This is a genomic window from Myxococcus guangdongensis, from assembly GCF_024198255.1.
Classification (GTDB): Bacteria; Myxococcota; Myxococcia; order Myxococcales; family Myxococcaceae; genus Myxococcus; species Myxococcus guangdongensis.
Genome location: NZ_JAJVKW010000002.1, coordinates 50,951 through 69,293, shown reverse-complemented (window position 1 = coordinate 69,293; position 18,343 = coordinate 50,951). Strand labels below are relative to the sequence as shown.

The 18,343-nt window shown below is 67.9% G+C and carries 17 protein-coding genes and 1 pseudogene; 8 read left to right on the top strand and 10 right to left on the bottom strand.

Translation table 11 applies throughout. The annotated features are described in order from the left end of the window. The first annotated feature begins 95 nt into the window (after positions 1–95). Positions 96–1,460 carry an NAD(P)/FAD-dependent oxidoreductase gene (locus LXT21_RS05215; protein ID WP_254037749.1) on the top strand — a complete coding sequence of 455 codons (1,365 nt, stop codon included), beginning with the start codon at positions 96–98 and terminating at the stop codon, positions 1,458–1,460. 41 nt (positions 1,461–1,501) lie between these two features. Here the strand turns inward: LXT21_RS05215 and LXT21_RS05210 are convergent. Next, positions 1,502–3,103 (bottom strand): annotated as a pseudogene (locus LXT21_RS05210) (YifB family Mg chelatase-like AAA ATPase); the annotation flags it as partial. Positions 3,104–3,399: 296 nt separating this feature from the next. Between LXT21_RS05210 and LXT21_RS05205 the strand changes: the two are divergent. Further along, positions 3,400–3,972, top strand: a complete 573-nt coding sequence (locus LXT21_RS05205; RefSeq protein ID WP_254036983.1) for a hypothetical protein — start codon at positions 3,400–3,402, stop codon at positions 3,970–3,972. Here LXT21_RS05205 and LXT21_RS05200 read toward each other — a convergent pair. The 5 genes from LXT21_RS05200 to LXT21_RS05180 all read right to left on the bottom strand — a co-directional run bounded on the left by LXT21_RS05200 (position 3,873) and on the right by LXT21_RS05180 (position 7,123). Next, positions 3,873–4,496 (bottom strand): DUF2378 family protein, encoded by a 624-nt coding sequence (locus LXT21_RS05200; RefSeq protein ID WP_254036982.1) that lies wholly within the window; start codon positions 4,494–4,496, stop codon positions 3,873–3,875. The genes LXT21_RS05205 and LXT21_RS05200 overlap by 100 nt on opposite strands. A gap of 79 nt (positions 4,497–4,575) precedes the next feature. Beyond that, complete coding sequence (locus LXT21_RS05195; RefSeq protein ID WP_254036981.1) at positions 4,576–5,076, bottom strand: ExbD/TolR family protein; 501 nt, start codon at positions 5,074–5,076, stop codon at positions 4,576–4,578. Continuing rightward, positions 5,076–5,489 carry an ExbD/TolR family protein gene (locus LXT21_RS05190; RefSeq protein ID WP_046711535.1) on the bottom strand — a complete coding sequence of 138 codons (414 nt, stop codon included), beginning with the start codon at positions 5,487–5,489 and terminating at the stop codon, positions 5,076–5,078. Before LXT21_RS05190 ends, LXT21_RS05195 begins: the two co-directional genes overlap by 1 nt. Positions 5,490–5,618: 129 nt before the next feature. After that, the gene (locus tag LXT21_RS05185) at positions 5,619–6,302 is read right to left on the bottom strand and encodes a MotA/TolQ/ExbB proton channel family protein (RefSeq protein WP_254036980.1); all 684 of its coding nucleotides are present in this window, start codon (positions 6,300–6,302) and stop codon (positions 5,619–5,621) included. Between the two features lie 68 nt (positions 6,303–6,370). Further along, positions 6,371–7,123: an energy transducer TonB gene (locus LXT21_RS05180; protein ID WP_254036979.1), complete on the bottom strand. Its 753-nt coding sequence runs from the start codon at positions 7,121–7,123 to the stop codon at positions 6,371–6,373. 231 nt (positions 7,124–7,354) lie between these two features. Between LXT21_RS05180 and LXT21_RS05175 the strand changes: the two genes are divergently transcribed. From LXT21_RS05175 to LXT21_RS05160, 4 genes are all read left to right on the top strand, one after another. After that, positions 7,355–10,561: a TonB-dependent receptor gene (locus tag LXT21_RS05175; RefSeq protein ID WP_254036978.1), complete on the top strand. Its 3,207-nt coding sequence runs from the start codon at positions 7,355–7,357 to the stop codon at positions 10,559–10,561. A gap of 36 nt (positions 10,562–10,597) precedes the next feature. Then, complete coding sequence (locus LXT21_RS05170) at positions 10,598–11,293, top strand: hypothetical protein (protein ID WP_254036977.1); 696 nt, start codon at positions 10,598–10,600, stop codon at positions 11,291–11,293. A gap of 117 nt (positions 11,294–11,410) precedes the next feature. Next, complete coding sequence (locus LXT21_RS05165; protein WP_254036976.1) at positions 11,411–12,955, top strand: radical SAM protein; 1,545 nt, start codon at positions 11,411–11,413, stop codon at positions 12,953–12,955. A 94-nt stretch (positions 12,956–13,049) separates the two neighbouring features. After that, positions 13,050–13,964, top strand: coding sequence for a hypothetical protein (locus tag LXT21_RS05160; protein WP_254036975.1), 915 nt, complete (start codon positions 13,050–13,052; stop codon positions 13,962–13,964). A 451-nt stretch (positions 13,965–14,415) separates the two neighbouring features. Here the strand turns inward: LXT21_RS05160 and LXT21_RS05155 are convergent, their stop codons facing one another. After that, positions 14,416–15,123 (bottom strand): hypothetical protein, encoded by a 708-nt coding sequence (locus LXT21_RS05155; RefSeq protein ID WP_254036974.1) that lies wholly within the window; start codon positions 15,121–15,123, stop codon positions 14,416–14,418. 3 nt (positions 15,124–15,126) lie between these two features. Then, entirely contained in the window at positions 15,127–15,699 is a 573-nt protein-coding gene (locus LXT21_RS05150; protein WP_254036973.1) for a DUF4920 domain-containing protein, read from the bottom strand. An 89-nt stretch (positions 15,700–15,788) separates the two neighbouring features. Between LXT21_RS05150 and LXT21_RS05145 the strand changes: the two genes are divergently transcribed. After that, the gene (locus tag LXT21_RS05145; protein WP_254036972.1) at positions 15,789–16,220 is read left to right on the top strand and encodes a DUF2752 domain-containing protein; all 432 of its coding nucleotides are present in this window, start codon (positions 15,789–15,791) and stop codon (positions 16,218–16,220) included. 9 nt (positions 16,221–16,229) lie between these two features. Then, entirely contained in the window at positions 16,230–16,808 is a 579-nt protein-coding gene (gene plsY / locus LXT21_RS05140; protein WP_254036971.1) for a glycerol-3-phosphate 1-O-acyltransferase PlsY, read from the top strand. On the opposite strand, the gene LXT21_RS05135 is transcribed toward plsY, so the two are convergent. Together LXT21_RS05135 and LXT21_RS05130 are read right to left on the bottom strand one after the other, a co-directional pair. Further along, positions 16,725–17,963, bottom strand: coding sequence for a THUMP domain-containing class I SAM-dependent RNA methyltransferase (locus tag LXT21_RS05135; protein WP_254036970.1), 1,239 nt, complete (start codon positions 17,961–17,963; stop codon positions 16,725–16,727). The two genes, plsY and LXT21_RS05135, sit on opposite strands and share 84 nt — an antisense overlap. Positions 17,964–18,014: 51 nt before the next feature. Then, the gene (locus LXT21_RS05130; protein ID WP_254036969.1) at positions 18,015–18,299 is read right to left on the bottom strand and encodes an antibiotic biosynthesis monooxygenase family protein; all 285 of its coding nucleotides are present in this window, start codon (positions 18,297–18,299) and stop codon (positions 18,015–18,017) included. Positions 18,300–18,343 lie beyond the last annotated feature (44 nt).

Genomic DNA, 18,343 nt, shown 5'->3' with positions numbered 1-18,343 from the left:
GGGCTGTCCGGTTGCCTGGTGAATTCACGCCGCTTTGCGTTGAAGTTTGGAGGGGGCGGCATGACCTTTCGCTCGTGAAGACCCAACGCGAAGACATGCCCCATGTGGTCATCCTCGGCGGCGGGTTCGCCGGGCTTCGGGCCGCGCAGCACCTCGCCAAGGCGCCGGTCCGTCTCACCCTGGTGGACCGGCACAACCACCACCTCTTCCAGCCGCTGCTGTACCAGGTGGCCACGGCGACGCTGAGCCCCAGTGAGATCGCCGCGCCGCTGCGGGCGCTGCTCGGACCGCAGGGCGTCGCGGTGGTGCTGGCGGACGTGACGGGCGTCGACACCGCTGGGAAGCGGGTGCTGCTGTCGGATGGAGAGCTGAAGTACGACTACCTCGTCATCGCGACGGGGGCGACGCACTCGTACTTTGGCAATGACCAGTGGGCCCGTTTCGCCCCGGGGCTCAAGTCCATCGAGGACGCGGTGGAGATTCGACGCCGGGTGCTGCTGGCGTACGAGCTGGCCGAGCGTGAGCCGGACCCGAGCCTCCGCAAGGCCCTGCTCAACTTCGTCATCATCGGCGCGGGGCCCACGGGCGTGGAGATGGCGGGCTCACTGGCGGAAATCAGCCGCAAGTCCTTGTCGGGTGATTTCAAGAACATCGACCCGCGGGACGCGCGCATCATCCTCATCGAGGGTTTGGGCAAGGTCTTGCCCGTCTACCCGGACGACCTGACGGACAAGGCGCGTCGCACGTTGGAGAAGCTCGGCGTGGAGGTCCGCACGGGCGCCCGGGTGACGAACATCGACGAGACGGGCGTCTACATCGGCACGGAGTTCATCGCGGCCCGCACCGTCATCTGGGCCGCGGGTGTCGCCGCCTCGCCGGTGGCGCGTTCGCTCGGCGTTCCGCTGGATCGCGCGGGGCGGGTGCACGTGACGCCCGAGTTGACCGTCCCCGGCCTCGAGGACGTCTTCGTCGTGGGAGATTTGGCCTCGCTCAATCAGGAGGACGGCACGCCCGTGCCGGGGCTCGCGCCCGCCGCGATGCAGGAGGGCAAGCACGCGGCGTCCAACATCCTGCGCCGCCTGCGCGGTGAGCCCATGGTGCCCTTCAAGTACTGGGACAGGGGCTCCTATGCGGTGATTGGCCGAGGCCACGCGGTGGGCATCGCCTTCCGGCGCTTCAAACAGTCAGGGCTGCCCGCGTGGAGCGCCTGGCTGTTCATCCACCTGCTGTTCCTCATCGGCTTCCGGAGCAAGCTGGCGGTGATGCTCAACTGGGCCTACTCCTATCTGACCTTCGGCAAGTCGGCCCGAATCATCACCGGCCCCGCGCCCAGGTTGGATCAGCTCGCGCTCGTGGCCTCGTCGTCGGACGGGAAGAACGGGTCCCCCACGGATGACACGGATGGTGCTTCGCGCCTCGTTTCGTCCGCGGGAGCGCTGGCCCCGCCTTCGCCCCACTGAGGGCCGACGCCTCGGGCATTGGGAAGTGGTCCCTCGGCGGGTGGTGGTCTCCACCGCCCGCCTGCTCCTGCGCGAGGGGGCGGTGGGCCTCCGTGGGTGTTCGAGTGCAGCCAGCCTCGTCGGTCCAGCGCCCTGCAGTCGATGGCGAGCTGCATGTCCACGTCCTCGATGCGTCCGTGGTCCTCGAGGTCCGCGCGAGTCAGCGCGAGCTTGAGGAGCCGGTCATGGGCTCGTGCGGACAGGCCATGCCGACGCACTGCCAGCTCCAGCATCCGCTCGGCGCCGGGGCTCAGGATGCAATGACGCCGCAGCAGGTGTGACGGGAGCTGCGCGTTGCAGTGCACGCTCGGCTCCTCCCGGTACCGCTCTCGCTGACGTTGCCGCGCGGCCTCCACGCGCTCCCGATGGTGACGACTGGGGGACTCCTTCGTCTCCGCGCGTGCCAGGTGGTGATACTCCACCGGCCGGGTCTGCAAGGTGATGTCGACGCGGTCCAACAGCGGGCCGCTGACGCGGGCGTGGTAGTCGAACACGCGATGCTCCGGGCACGTGCAGGTGTGTCCCGGCACGTTGAAGTAGCCGCAAGGGCAGGGGTTCATCGCCGCCACCAGCATCACCTGACACGGGTAGCTGATGTTCTGGTTGGCGCGCGCCAGGTGGATGATTCCCTCCTCCAATGGCTGTCGCAGCACCTCCAGCACGTTGCGGCGGAATTCCGGGAGCTCGTCGAGGAACAGGACGCCGTGGTGCGCCAGCGACAGTTCTCCGGGACGGGCCAGGGGGCCACCTCCCACGAGCCCCGCGTCCGAGAGCGTGTGGTGGGGCGCGCGGAACGGACGCTCGCGCACCAGGGCGTGGCCTTCGTTGAGCAGCCCCAATACCGAGTAGACCTTCGTCACCTCGAGCGACTCGGCGAAGGTCATCGCCGGAAGGATGCCCGGCAGCCTGCGCGCCAGCATCGTCTTGCCCGAGCCTGGGGGCCCGCACATCAGCACGTTGTGTCCGCCCGCCGCCGCCAGCTCCAACGCGAGCTTGAGATCGGGTTGTCCCCGCACGTCCGCCATGTCCGGCTCCGCGCGTCCTCTGCCCACCGGATGCGAGACACCCTGGCGTGAGAAGGGATGGATGACGCGCGTCCCGGTGAGGTGGTCCACCGCCTCGCGAAGGCTCGTCACGGGCAACACGCTCAGGCCCTCGACGAGCGCGGCCTCGGCGGCATTGGCCGCAGGCACCATGACACCCTCGAAGCCTTTGTCCCGCGCGGCCACCGCGAGCGGCAGCACACCCTTGATGGGCTTGAGCGTGCCGTCGAGCGACAGCTCTCCCCCGAAGAGGTAGCGTCCCAGAGGCGCCTCCTCGAGCAGCTTCGCCGCCGCGAGGACTCCCAGCGCGATGGGCAGCTCGAAGGCCACGCCGTCCTTGCGCAGGTCCGCTGGAGCCAGATTCACGGTGACGCGCTTCTGCGGCAGCTCGAAGCCCGTGTTCTTCAGCGCGGAGACCACGCGCACCTTCGACTCCCGCACCGCGCCTTCCGGCAACCCCACCACGTTGAAGTAGGGGAGGCCGAGCGCCATGTCGACCTCGCACTCCACCACCACCGCGTCGATGCCCATCAACGCCCCCGACCGTACCCTCGCCAGCATCCATCCCCTCCCGTGTCGCCCGCCTCCGCCTGGAGCAACCCGCGTACCGCCAGCGCCCCGAGGTGACGCCCCTCCAGAGCCAATCTCCTGGGGTGGATGCCTGTCCCATACCCAGGAGCGGCAAGGTTTCACGCTCACTGGATAAGTGAAGGGGCCTCTAGCCAGGGCGGGTGCGCCTTGGGTAGCTTGACGGGGAGTTGGGGAACGCAGGGGGAATGACGCAAATGGGGTCGCAGGAGATTCAGCGGCGTCGTCCGGTCCGTATCCGCCGGGCAGACATGAAGCGGGGTCAGCGGATGAAGGTCGCCTTCGCGATGTTCCGCTTCTGCCTCTACGGCATGGTGGGCATCAGCTCGGAGATCTTCTTCTACAACCTGGTGCGCGTGTCCCGGGACGTACCCATCCTAGGCTCGCTCTTCCAGTTCCAGTGGCGGGTCGATGACCGGCTGGGGCTCAACGCCATCTGGGACACACCCGCCGTCACCGCCTACGGGCAGTGCTCGCTGTGGATGTTCTTCATCTACGCCATCGCCTGCTTCTTCTTCGTGGAGCCCGTCTTCCGCTGGATGCTCTACCAGCACGCCAGCCTCCGGGCCGCCATCTATGGCGTGGGCATCCTGCTGTTCGAGGGCTTCAGCGGCCTGGTCCTGGAGCGGCTCACCGGCTACCGCATCTGGTACTACGGCGACGCGGGCGCCATCATGGGACAGATGACGTCGCTCTACATCCTGCCCATCTGGATGGTGACCGGCCTCATCGCCGAGTTCATCTACAGGGAGCTGATGGACCCGGACCTCATGGCCGCCTTGGAGTCGCCGCTGCCGGCCACGCCCGAGGAGACCGAGGCTTCCTTCCAGCTGATGCGATAGGTGCAGGTGTGGCCGTCGTAGCCCGACGGCTCCACGCGCACCTCCTGGGCGCCGGCCACCCGCAGGCCGGCGTGGATGATGCCCGCCGTGAAGTCCGGGTAGTCGCCCACCTCGTTCATCCACAGCTCGAACTGGGTGGGGGTGAGCTCCACCAGCTTCGACTCGGTGTAGTTGTTGCCCGCCCGGAAGTTCTGCGTGGCCCGCATGAGCGTCCGGCGAGGCCCCAGCACCCGCAGCAGCGACAGCACCGCGCGGCCGAGCATCGTCTCGCGGAAGCCCTCGATATAGGCCTCACCGAGCTTCCAGGTTCCCTGCGCGACGGCCTCCTGGGGAAACAGCTCCTCCGCGGCGATGCGCAGGAACGCCATCCAGGATGTGAAGGAGTAGGCGGGACGCAGCTTCTGGTCCACGTCGAGCCCCGCCTGCTTCAAGCGCTGCTTGCAGGCAGGCGTCAGCCGCCCGTGCAGCGCGCGCAGGAAGAGGGCTTCGATGGTCTGTTCAAAGACGAGAAGCTCGTCGGCCATGAGGAGTGGACTCTAGCCGACGAGCTTCTGATTGTGAACCGCGACTCCAACCCGGAGCGTAGGCTCCAAGAGGGAGCTGTCAGGGCGTGGGGGCGGGCGCCGGAGTGCCCGTGTCCACCTGCGTGCCCTGGATGATGGCGTTCGACGGCAGCTCCGTCGCCATGCCGAGCACCTTCGCGCCGGCCGCCTTCGCGCCGTCCAGGGCCGCGATGAGCCGCCCGTAGTTGGTCGCGTCGTCCGCCATGAAGAAGACGACCTTCTCGTCCGCCTTCTTCGCCGCCAGCATGCGCTTGAGGCGGTTGATGTAGTCCGAGGCCGGGACCTTCTCCGTGTTGATGGAGTAGCTGCCGTCCTTGTCCAGCAGGACCACCAGCTGCTGGTCATTCGGATCCGGCGGCGGCTGGTTCTCCTCGACCTCGGTGTCCGGCACGCGCACCAGGATGTCCTTCTCCAGGAGGGGCGTGACGACCATGAAGATGATGAGGAGCACCAGCACCACGTCCACCAGCGGCGTGACGTTGATCTCCGAGTTGGGCGCCGACTGCGGCTTCACCCACTGGCGCTGCTTGTGGCCGGCCATTACTTCTTCTCCTCGACGCCGAGCGCGATCTGCTTCGCCTTGGCCTTGCGGGCCACGTCCAGCACCCTGCGCACGTCGCCCACGTTCACGGTGTTGTCACCCTTGAGCAGGATCTTCTTGCCCGGGTCCTTCACCAGCTCCTCCGCGATGCGGTCCTGGAGAGCCTGTTCGTCCACCTGGTCATTCTCCACGAACACCTTCTTGTCCGGGGTGATGGAGACGTAGAGAGGGTCCGAGTCCTTGCCCTTCTCTTTTTCGATCTCGGTGGCCTTGGGCAGCTCCACGGACTTGCCGCGCTGGAGCATGGGGGTGACGACCATGAAGATGATGAGGAGCACCAGCACCACGTCCACCAGCGGCGTGACGTTGATCTCGCTCTTGATGCCCCCCTTGGGGCCAGCTGACATTCCCATGCGTGTAACCTGCTTCCTGGTGGTGGAAGCCCGCCGTCCCGAGTGGTGTCGCGGGCTCCGGTTGTCCAGGAGCCGCGTTCACGCCAGGAGGCGGGCCTCGGGTCGTCCCCGGGGCTCGCCGGTGACTGCTCAGGCCGCGTGCGAGGAGTGCGCGCCGCCGCCCAGGTGCCGGGCGACCACGTCGAGGAACTCGTTGGAGGACTCGCTGATGTCCACCGAGCGAGCATCCACCCAGCCCTGCAGGAAGTTGTAGGCCATCACGGCGGGGATCGCCACGAGCAGACCGAAGGCCGTGGTGATGAGCGCCTCGGCGATACCGGCCGAGATGGTGCCCAGACCGCCGGAGCCGGCCGCCGCCATCAGCTGGAAGGCGTTGACGATACCCATCGTCGTGCCGAGCAGACCGACGAACGGAGCCGTCGAGCCGACCGTGGCCAGCAGACCCAGGCCGCGCTTCATGCTCTGCACCTCGCGCTGCGCCTGACGCTCGAGCGCGCGGGCCACGGACTCCACCGCCACGTCCTTATTGTTGGGGCTGATGCGGTAGGCGGTGAGGCCGGAGTTGATCACCCGACCCAGGTGGCCCACGTCCTTGCCCAGGTTCGTGTTGGCCGCGGTGGTCAGGTCGCCCTTCGCCAGGATGGCACCCATCTTGGCGGCGAAGTTGCGGCTGTCGGACCGGGTCTTGCGGAAGACGATCATCCGCTCCGCCATCACGACCAGCGACGCCACCGACATGATGGCCAGGGTGAAGATGATCATACGGGCGAAGGTGCCCGTGTGGTGCCAGATATCGATGAGAGTGAATTGCATGGCTTGGTTGAGCGCTCCTCCTCACGAGCGCGGGGTGGTCGGCGGTGCTTCTCTACGGCGCGCCCGGATCAGCGCGGCAGCTTCAGATTCAGGGTGAAGGTGTAATCCACCTGGACCGGACGGCCCTGGAACGTGACGGGCTTGTAACGTGACGATGTCAGGGCGTCCATGACGGCCTGTTCCATGTGGGGCAGGGGCTTGATGATTCGGCAGCGCTCCACACGACCTTCCACGGTGATGACGCACTTGACGATCATCGTGCCCTGCACGCGAGACTCGAGCGCCTCGCGGGTGTACTCGGGCTGCGGGCCCGAGACCTTCTCCGGACGGGTCATGCCCGCGCCGAACGGCAGCACTTCCGTCCCCGTCCCGCCCAGCTGCCCACCGACCACGCCGCCGATCACACCACCGACGACGCCGCCCACGACACCACCGGCGACACCACCCTCGACGCCGCCCTCGACCGCCTCTTCAGTGGGCTCCTCGGCGGCCTCTTCCGGCTGCTCCGTCGGCTCGACCTCCTTGGGGACCTCTTTCGGGATCTCCTTGGGCTGGACGATGGTGTCGGGCTTCTTGGGCTTCTTCGGGGTCGTCTTCGGCTTGGAGGTCGCCGCCGGGGGAGGGGGCGGCGGCGGAGGAGGTGGCGGGGCCATGGTGGCCTTCAGCGTCACCTCAATCTCCTTCTCCTCCTCGACCGGAGGCCTCGTCGAAAGAACGTAGGCCACCACGAACAGCGCCACATGCAGGATCACCGAGATGGTGGTTCCCACACCGAACCGCGCTTTGGGCGCCTGACCGCGGTCAAGGACTGAATCAAACATGTACTAGACTCCTCTTCACCAGTGGACACCCACCACGCCACCCCCGGCTGAAAGGGCGCGCCACCATACAGAAACGCGTTCCGGGTTCAAGTGAGCAAGGTCAAGGGTAACTGACGTGATCGCGCAATTGCCCCACTGGTTACCAAAAAGCAACGGTCTATTGACAACTGCTCGACCTCGGATATTTTCCCCAGTCATTTTCGGTTGCAGCCCACCTTGGAGGGGTCTGGTATGCACTTGAACCGAGTGCTCCGGGAAACCGGAGTTGTCCTGGCCGCAGGTCTGCTTTATGGATCGGCGGCTTTCGCGCAGTCGAGCACGATGATCGGAACGATCATCGACGCTCAGAGTCGGCAGCCTGTTCCTGACGTGGTGGTAACCGCGACCTCGCCCAACCTTCAGGGTGAGCAGACCGTGGTTTCCGACGCACAGGGCAACTACCGTATTCCCCAGCTTCCGCCGGGTGTTTACACCCTGCGGTTCGAGAAGGAGCAGTTCAAGCCCTACGCCCGGTCGGACGTGCAGCTGCGTCTGAACCGCACCATCCGCGTCAACGTCGAGCTGCTCCCCGAGTCCCTCGGTGAAGTGGTGGAGATCGTCGGCGCGCCGCCGACCATCGACGTGGGCTCCACGACCACGGGCGTCAACGTGGATCAGGAGTTCATCAAGCGCATCGCGGTCGCCCGTCCGGGCGGCAAGAGCGGCGCGGCTCGCTCGTTCGAGTCCCTGGCCGAGCTGGCGCCTGGCGCCCAGAACGACCAGTACGGTGTCTCCATCAACGGCGCGACCTCGCCTGAGAACGGCTACGTGGTGGACGGTCTGTCCACAAACGACCCGGCCTACGGCGTGAACGCGAGCCCGATGAGCATCGAGTTCGTGCAGGACGTGAACATCATCACCGGCGGTTACCTGCCGGAGTTCGGTCGCTCCACGGGCGGTGTCATCAACGCGGTGACCCGGTCGGGCTCCAACGAGTTCCACGGTTCCGTGTTCGCCAACTGGACGCCCGGCACGTTCGAGGGTACCCGCAAGACGATCCGGTCCGAAGGCTCGGTCATCAGCGGCCTCAACGAGCTGAAGAACATGGGCGACTTCGGTGCCACCCTCGGTGGTCCGATCCTCAAGGACAAGCTGTGGTTCTTCGCCGGTTTCGCGCCGTCCTTCACGCGCTACCAGCACACCCGCACGCTGAACTCCATCCGCCTCGACGCCTCTGGCAACACGGTCACGGATGACGCCGGCTTCACGGTGGTCGACCCCATCGCGGGCTCGGATCGTCAGTACTACGCTGACTCCCGCACCGTGCAGTACATGGGTAAGCTGACCTACCTCATCAACCAGGACCACACGGTCTCGCTCGCCCTCAACGGCACGCCGACGACCACGGGTGGCATGGGCAAGCTGTCCATCAACCCGCAGTCCGGTGGTCTGCCGGGCGCGATCTTCTCCCGTCCGGGCGACTTCGCCTTCACGGAGACGAACGCGAACGCCACGTCCGTCGCCCTGAAGTACGGCGGCGCGTTCATGGACAAGAAGGTCCTGGTCGACGCGACGGCCGGCTGGTTCCACCAGACGGCGTCCACCCTGCCGGGCGACGGCAGCAAGCTGGGCTCCTCCGAGGGCCTCGCGGGCTACTCCCGCTTCGGGTACACCTCCTCGCGGTCTCTGCCGGATCTCGAGGCCCTGCCCGCCGGGCAGGAGGGCGCCTGCGCCCCGTTCGAGACGGTCGACGACGAGGGAAATCCCGTCACCATCGACCGCTGCCCCGTCATCGGGTACACGGTCGGCGGCCCCGGCTACATGAACGACTCGAAGCTGGATCGCTACCAGTTCAACGCGAAGGCCACGTACCTGCTCAACGCGCTCGGCACCCACGTGCTGAAGGCCGGCGCGGACGCGGAGTTCCTGTCCTACGACCAGCTCAAGGCGTACGGCGGTGGCGTGTACTTCCGTGAGGCCGCTCCGTACGCGAACGCGACCCTCAACGGCCAGCTCTACACCGGCGGCGCGGTGCAGGACTACCGTCGCTACGGCTACCAGGCCTCGCCCGACAGCCCCATCACCCAGCTGACCCAGCAGTCGAAGACCACCAGCACCACGGTCGGTGGCTTCCTGCAGGACTCCTGGTCCATCGCCAACCGCGTCACGCTGAACCTCGGCGTGCGCTACGACGTGCAGGCGATGTACGGCGGCGACGGCAACCTGGCGCTCATCATGGGCAACCAGTGGTCGCCCCGCCTCGGCGCCATCGTCGACCCGTTCGCCAACGGCCGCACCAAGTTCTTCGTGAACTTCGCTCGCTACTACGAGCAGGTTCCGCTGAACATGCTGGACCGCGCGTTCCCGGGTGAGCGCCGCTACGAGGCCCGCCGCGCGCTGGCGTCGGACACTCAGGCCGGTTGCGATCCCACGGATCGCCAGAGCCAGCAGACGGAGTGCCGCGACCCGGCCTACGTGCTCGCTCAGCCCGAGAGCGTTCGCAACCCGAACCGCCTCTACACGGGTGGTAAGGTCGAGAACGAGCCGATCGACCCGGACATCAAGCCCCAGTCGTCCAACGAACTGGTGGTCGGCGCCGAGTACGAGCTCATCGCCAACACCCGCGTGGGCGCCAGCTACACGCACCGCAACATGAACATGGTCATCGAGGACATGAGCCGCGATGACGGTGCGTCGTACTTCCTCGGTAACCCGGGCAGCGGCTTCGCCAAGGAGTTCCCGAAGCCGGAGCGTAACTACGACAACGTCACGGTCTACCTGAACCGCACGTTCTCGGATGGTTGGCTCGCCGCGGCGAACTACACCTGGTCCCGCCTGAACGGTAACTACCCCGGTCTGTTCCGCCCGGAGACCGCTCAGCTCGACCCGAACATCCTGTCGGACTTCGACCTCGTCAGCCTCCTGGCCAACCGCACGGGTCCGCTGCCGTTCGACCGTACGCACCAGATCAAGGTGTTCGGCGCGAAGGAGTTCAACTTCACGAACGAGCTGTCCGCCAGCCTGGGTCTGTCGTACCGCGGCAACTCCGGCTCGCCGATCAACTACTTCGGCGCGCATGCGCTCTACGGCCCGGACGAGTCCTTCGTCCTCCCCCGTGGCGCCGGTGGTCGTACGCCCTGGCTGAACGTCATTGACTCCAACATCGGCGTCAACTACCGCGTCAGCAAGGACAACGTCATCTCCGTCACCCTGGACGTGTTCAACCTGTTCAACTTCCAGGGCGTGAGCACGGTCGACCAGACGTACACCCTGCTCTCCGTGCAGCCCATCGCGGGCGGCAAGCCCTCCGACCTGCCTGGCAACGTCCAGTGGCAGGAGGGCGAGGAGCGCGCTGCCGACTTCGGCACGGTCGATGGCGACGTCAACCCCAACTTCAAGAACCCGACCAGCTACCAGCCGCCGCGCCAGATGCGCCTTGGTGTCCGGTACACGTTCTAGTCACTGGCCATTCACGGAACCAGGATTTCAAGTCACATGACCAAGAACATCTTCAATGCGGTAATGGTCCTTGTTGGCACGGCGGGTCTGCTGACGGGTTGCAATTTCGACCAGCCCGAGGCTCCCTGCTTCGTGCAGGACAGCGCGAGCTGGGCGACCCGGTATGACCCCATCGACGACCCTGTCGATGCCAGCGGTGCTGGGTGCGAACTGCGAGCCCCTGTCGGTGAGTTGGTGGGCGTCTACAAGTTCAGCGACCCGGATGACCTGAGCAACTCGCTGCTCACCCTGCGTCCGCAGGGCGTGGCGTCCATCGCGAGCCGCGACCCCGGCCCGACGACGGATCAGACGGCGCTGGGCCGGTTCGACATCCAGCCGGACGCGGAGGAGTTCTGCACCGCGAAGACGCTCTCGGTTGCCTCGGTCAACGCCGCGGCCACCCAGACGGCTCCTCAGACGACCATCAGCTACGAGTTCAGCAACATCCAGGTGTACGCGGCGCCGTCGACGCCGGGTACGCAGCTGCGCGGGCAGGTGAAGTACACCCGCAACGGCTGCACCTCGAACTACGCCATCCGTTCGATGTGGCCGGCGGTCGCCTGCGATCCGTCCGACGCCACCTCGTGCGCGACCAACCCCAACGTGAACCCGGACTTCGCCACGGAGTGCCTCCAGGTGAGCGCGACGACGGCCCTCTGCGTTCCGTCGAAGCCGGTCCCGTCGTTCAAGTAGTCGTCCATCGCTGAACAGCGCCACCCGCCTGGGTGGCGCCTCGCGGCCCCGGCAGCCCTCCTCATGGAGTGGATTGTCGGGGCCGCGGTGTTTGGAGGCAGTACCCACTGGAGGCACATGGAGGGCCGTTACTCACTCATCCACCACGTCCGCTCGCTGTTGGACGACGAAGAGGGCACCCTCTACAAGGAAGCGCCCTTCCGCGTGGCGCTCTGCTACCCCAGCCCCTACCACGTGGGGATGAGCTCGCTGGGCTTCCAGGCCATCTACCGGGAAGTCCACCAGCACCCCGGCGCCACCGCGGAGCGCGTGTTCCTCCCGGATGACGTGGAGGCGTTCAAGAAGACGCGGACGCCGCTGTTCACCTGGGAGTCCCAGGCCGCGGTCTCCAGCTTCCAGATGCTGGCGTTCTCCGTCGCATACGAGCTGGAGCTGACGGGGCTCTTCTCGCTGCTGGAGTTGGCCGGGCTGCCCGTGTTGGCGGAGGAGCGCCGGGAGGGCCGCCATCCGTTGGTGGTGGCTGGCGGGCCGCTGACGTTCTCCAACCCGGATCCGCTGGAGCCCTTCGTCGACGTGCTCGTCCAGGGCGAATCCGAGGAGCTGATCCACGTCCTGGTGGAGGCGGCCGCCTCGATGGATCGCGAGGCGCTGTTGGATCATCTGGCTCGCATCCCGGGCTTCCGGGTGCCGGGCAGGGGAGGGGCGCGCTACCACGTGGCCCGGGCGACGGACTCACGGTTGCCCGCTCGCTCGCAGATCATCACGCCGCACACGGAGCTGCGCTCGATGTTCCTCATCGAGCCGGAGCGTGGCTGTTCTCGCGGGTGCCACTACTGCGTCATGCGGCGCACCACCAACGGGGGGATGCGGACGGTGCCGCCCGAGCGGGTGCTGTCGCTCATCCCGGAGAACGCGAAGCGGGTGGGACTGGTGGGCGCGGCGGTGACGGACCACCCGCGCATCGTCGAACTCCTGCGCACCCTGGTGGACTCGGGGCGCGAGGTGGGCGTGTCGTCACTCCGAGCCGACCGGCTGACGCAGGAGCTGGTGGATCAACTCCGCCGGGGCGGGGCCACGAACCTGACGGTGGCGGCGGACGGCGCCTCGCAGCGGATGCGGGACATGGTGGACCGCAAGCACTCCGAGGAACAGATTGTGCGCGCGGCCGGGTATGCCCGGACCGCCGGCATGAAGCAGCTCAAGGTGTACAACGTCGTGGGTCTCCCGTTCGAGGACGAGACGGACATCGACGAGTTGATCCGCTTCACGGCGGAGCTGTCGCGAATCCTTCCCGTGGCGCTGGGCGTGGCGCCCTTCGTGGCCAAGCGGAACACGCCGTTGGACGGCGCGCCCTTCGCGGGCATCCGCGAGGTGGAGAACCGGCTGGAGCGGCTGCGCAAGGGGCTGCGGGGGCGCGCGGAGGTGCGTCCCACGTCCGCGCGCTGGGCCTGGGTGGAGTACATGCTGGCCCAGTGTGGTCCCGAGGGCGGGCTGGCGGCGATGGATGCCTGGCGGGCGGGCGGCAGCTTTTCCGCGTGGAAGAAGGCCTTCGAGGCGAGGGGCTGTGAGCCCTATCTCGCGCGTCGGGTGGAGGATGGGCGACGCAATCCCACCCTCTGGCCCACCGTTCCGAAGGTGGCACCCGCGCCGTCGGCCGTGTGACGGCGGACGTACGAGGGCCATGCATTGTGGGCCCGGGTTCCGCTAGAAGACCGCATGCGCCGATGGCCGGCGCCCAGGGGCAGCGGAGAACCAGGTGAGCACGCAGCGCGTGGACAAGGCTTGGCAGCAGAAGGGTCTGAAGGAGTTCTCGACGGAGGCCCTGCTCGGGACGCTCGGCCACTACGGCATCCCGGTGACGGAGGAGGACTTCCGGAAGCTGTCGGAGTCGACCTTCCCGTTGGGCATCGCCCAGCAGTGGAAGTCGAAGTGGAAGGGCACCGGGCCCTTCAAGGATTTCGTCGTCGCCGCTCCCGTGGAGCTGTGGCGCCGCTGGCTGCCTGACCGCGTGGCGCCGCACGAGATGACGGACACGCTGGCGTCGCTCATGCGGTCGCTGCTGGAGCTGCTCAACGGCAAGACGGATGCGCCCGTGAGCGCGGCCTTCGAGCGGATGACCAGCCTGCGCGCGCGGCTGCCCGTGGATGACAAGGGCCTGCCCCAGGAGCGCTTCATGCAGGAGGCGCTGGCGCCGTTCTCCGAGAAGGACGCGGAGCTGTTCGACCGCCTCGCGGAGCTGCTCGCGCGCTCGGGCCATGTGAATCACGCGGAGTCCTTCGCGGAGATGGAGGAGTTCTTCCTTCCGGACCGCAAGGGCATCTCGCGCGCGATGGTGCGCGCGGCGAAGGGCGAGAAGGACGAGGCGGCGACGGACCTGGTCAAGCTGTCCGAGGACACGAGCCGCTCCGCGATTGCCCGCATCCTGGCCGTCGATGGTCTCATCCACCTCCAGACGCACGGCGTGGCCGCCACGGCCGCCCGGACGCTGCTGGCGTGGGCGGAGGAGAACAAGGACCTGCACCTCGCGCTGGACCTCATGCCGCGCCTGGAGCACATCTACAAGGCGCAGAATGACCGCGTGAACCTGCTGGACCTGATGCGCATCTCCGAGCGGCTCAACGAGGAGCATGACCGCATCCACCCCGGTCACAACCGTCACCGCCACGGGTAGTGAGCGTGGCTGCCGGCACGGCGCGCGGGCCTTGGCTCGCGACGCCGTGCCCGCGTCGATGACTCGAGCCCGAGGTTGCCCGGTTCCACCTGCGCCGCGTGGTTACCGTCTCGGGTCGTGGGCTTGAGACTAGAGGCGTCGTGCCCGAGCCGGACTCTTCCCGGCTCCTCATGGTCACCGCCGTGAGTTGGCGAGGCCCCCGTCGATGACTCGACGCGGAGCCTGACCGCAGCCATCCCGGTCGCTGTTGGCACAGGTCTCGAACCCACTGACGGCACGGCGTGCGGGCTCGAGTGCCGCGAAGTCACATCAGCACCGGGCTCGAGTACCGCGACGTCGTGTCAGCGCTAGGGAAGTCGCGTCAGCACCGGGCTCGAGTACCGCGACGTCGTGTCAGCGCCAGGCTCAAGTTCCGCGACACCATGTCAGCGTCGGGCTCGCGAGCGGTCCGTTACTCCGACGTGCCCGTGCCGCTGCTCGCGGAGGTCTCCGTGGTCTTGCGGCGCCGCGCCCGCTTCTTCGGCGCGGGCTTCGTGTCCTCCGGTGCGCTCTTCCCCGTTGCCACGCCTTCGAGCTCCGCCTGATTCGTGGGCATGGCCGGCGTGCCCTGAGATTCATGCGTCGTGGATTCCTCCTGTGCCCGCAGCGGTGTCGAGCGCCTCAGGGGAATCTTGAGCACGTTGGGCACACCCTCGACGACGTCTCGCGTTGAGACCACCGCGCCCACCGTCGTGTAACGGATGGCGCCCGTCTGGGTGAAGGCGTGCTTGAGTGGATACTCCTTCGCGCGCGGGAGGAACCAGTCGCGCGCCGCGCGCAGCGGCAACACGTGCATCTCTCCTTGCGAGAGGAACACGTACACGAGCAGGTCCGCGCCGCTGTAGAGGAAGCAGCCCGGGGTGTCCTTCTCCAGGTTGGACACCAGCTCGAAGAAGTACCTCTTCCGGGTGGCGTTGCGGTCCCCCTTCACCTCGATGCCGCGCACCTCACCCGAGGGCAGCTCCCACAGCAGGTCCACGCCCCGATGCTGGAAGCGCGGGTCCGACTGCACGTCGTGCACGCGCGAGCCCGGCTCCGTCTCCAGCAACCACGCCCTCGCGTGCTGGACGGCGCGGTCCGCGGCGCCCTGCACGCCCTTCATGCTGAAGCTGCGCGCCATGTCCTACCGACGCAGCTCGACGCCCGTCGCCACCAGCTGCACCTCGCGCGGCTTGCCGTCCGCGCCGCGCGGGACGATGGCGCCCTCGGCCTCGTAGTGCGCCGCGTGGCCTTCACTCAGCTCTGCCACCTTCACCACGCCCTCGACGCGCGCCTGTGAGCCCGCCGAGTCCAGCGGCACGAAGAAGCCGTAGTCCTTGAACGTCACGCGCACGCCCGGACCCTTCGCCTGACCTTCCTGCGCGAGCTCCATCCAGCAGCCCTTCTTCTCACACGCCTTGCGCACCGTGCCCTCGAGCCGCACCGTCTTGCCGTCGTGGGCCTGGGGCTTGGAGAGCAGGTCCGCGAGCTTCACCTCGGAGGCGCCCTTGAGGGCCTCGCCCCGGGTGAGCTTCCAGCTGTCATCCTTCGCGGCCTCGGGCTTGGGCGCGGCGGCGGCCTTGTCGGCCGGGTGGTGACAGTCGGCGGCGGCCGCGGCCTTGTCGGCCGTCTTTCCCTTGGCGGGCGTCTTGTCGCCAGCGAAGGCCACCAGGGGAACAGCGACCAGCAGCATCAGGGACGTGCGGAGCGAGTTCATGACCTGCCCGCTTAGTCAAAACTCGTTGCCCCGGCAAGGCGGCGCCCGTACTAGAGTGTGACTCCCGCACACCCCGGGGCGCGCAGCACATGAAGGTCTTCCTCCCTCCTCGCAACCGCCGGCTCGGCACGGTGGACTACCTGGGCTTCATCGGCCTGGCGGGGCTGCTCGTCGCCCGCTTCATCCCGGTGGCGAAGCTCATCCCGTTCTGGGGCTGCGTGCTTCGCGAGCGGACGGGCTGGCCCTGCCTCGGCTGCGGCCTCACCCGCGTGGCGGACCGCGTCGCCCACTTCAACTTCGTGGGCGCGTGGGAGGCCAACCCCCTGGGCACCGTGGCCGCCGTGCTGTTCGCGCTCGCGGCCGTGGCCATGGTGGTGCACCTGGTGTTCGCGGTCCCCATCCCTGAAATCCAGCTCTCGCTTCGGGAGTGGAAGGCGTTCCAGGTGGTGATGCCCGTCATCGTCCTGGTGAATTACGCCTACGTGGTGGTGAAGACGCGCTTCCCCCACCTGCTGCTATAGCGTGGGGTCGTGACTCTCGCGCTCGTCCTGCTGGGCTACCTGGCTGGCTCCATCCCCTTCGGTGTCCTGCTGACGCGGTGGTTTCGCGGCGTCGACGTGCGCCAGAGCGGCAGCGGCAACATCGGCGCCACCAACGTCACCCGCGTCGCGGGCAAGAAGCTGGGCGCGGTGGTGCTGGTGCTCGACGCGGTGAAGGGCGCGCTGCCGGTGGTGCTCGCGCTGAGGCTGGTGCCGGAGCTGCCCGGGGTGCACGTGCTGGTGGCCCTCTCGGCCGTGCTGGGCCATGTCTTCCCGGTGTGGCTCAAGCTGCACGGGGGCAAGGGCGTGGCCACCGCGCTGGGCGTGCTGCTGGTGCTGGTGCCCCAGGCCGCCCTGGCCGCGGGGCTCGTCTTCATCGCCATCTTCGCGGTGTGGCGCGTCAGCTCGCTGGGCTCGCTCGCGGCGGGGGCGACGGCGGTGGGCACCTCCGCGCTCACCGCCCGCGCCCCCGAGTACGCCGGCCTCTCAGCGGTCCTCTTCGCCCTCATGCTCTGGACGCACCGAAGCAACATCCACCGGCTCATGCGACGCACGGAGCGGCGCTTCTGAGTCCTCGCCGCCGCCCCCCGAGGGCCGGTAGCCGAGCAGCGTGCAGTCGATGGGGCCGTTCATCAAGTCCCTGCGCGCCGACGGACGCGCGTGGAAGGCGCTCTCGAAGGCCGGGTTGCCGCTGAGCACCCAGACGCGCCAGCCGGGCACGCGCAAGGACTCCCCCAGCTTGTAATAGAAGCTCTTCATGCCCTTCTGTCCGCCCGTGCCGATGCGGTCTCCGTAGGGCGGGTTGGTGAGGATGAGGCCACTGGAGGCCGGCAGCGGCGGCAGCTTCGTCGCGTCGCCCTCGGCCAGGGTGATTTCCTCGGTCAGCCGGGCCGCGCGCACGTTGCGCTGCGCGGCATCGAGGGCCTCCGGGTCCTTGTCGAAGCCCCAGAGCGGAACCTCCACCTTGCGCTCGTCGCGCCGGGCATCCGCGCGCATGTCCGCGAGCAGCTCCTTCGCCCGCGCTCCCAGCTCCGGCCAGCGCTCCACCGCGAAGTCGCGATTGAGTCCGGGCGCGCGCCGACGGGCCATCATGCCCGCCTCGATCAGCAGCGTGCCCGAGCCGCACATCGGGTCCACCAGCGCCTCGTCGCCCGTGTAGCGCGCGGCGCGCAGGATGGCGGCGGCCAGCGTCTCCTTGAGGGGCGCCACGGTGGGCCGCACGCGGTAGCCACGGCGGTGCAGCGGCTCGCCGCACAGGTCCAACGAGAGCGACAGCGTGTCGCGCGACAGGTGCGCCACCACGCTCACGTCCGGGTTCTTCGTATTCACGTCCGGCCGCGTGCCCACCACGTCGCGCATGCGGTCGACGATGGCGTCCTTCACCTTCAGCGCGACGAAGCCCGAGTGGCTGTGCTCGCTGTCCTTGAGCGTCGCGTCCACCGCGAACGTCGTGGTGGGCGTCAGGTGCTCCTCCCAGGCGACGCCGCGGGCGGCGTCATACAGGCCTTGCGCGCCGTGGGCCTCGAAGGTGCCCAGCGGGTACAGCACGCGCATGGAGATGCGGGACCAGAGACAGACCTTCAGCGCCTCGTCGAGCGAGGCCATGAAGCGCACACCGCCACGGTCCTGGCGGATGCGGCGCGCGCCGAGCTCCTTGAGCTCGTCGGCGAGCAGGTCCTCGGTGCCTCGGGTCGTGGTGGCGAATAGGGCGATGCGTTCAGCCATGGGACACCGCCCATAGACGACCTGCGCCTGCTTGGGAACCCCATACACGCCTCACGTGCCCACCACCTCGTAGATGGCGAAGGTGGCCCCCTCCTGCTCGGCGCTGGCCTCCTTCGCCCTCCGGAAGTCCTCCGACTGGAAATAGCTCCGCATCGCCTCCCTGTCCCGCCAGCGCGTCACCAGCAGCAGCTCCGGCGAGCGCTCGAACGAGCGGAGCACCTCCAGCCCCAGGAACCCCTCGTGCGCGTCCACCCTGCGCCCGCGCTCCTGGAAGCGGGCGACCAGGCGCTCGGCGTCCTCGGGGGAGGCTCGGAAGCGGGAGATGGCGACAATCATGGGCACTCACCTGGAACACATCGGGGCGGGCTGGGGGACACCCG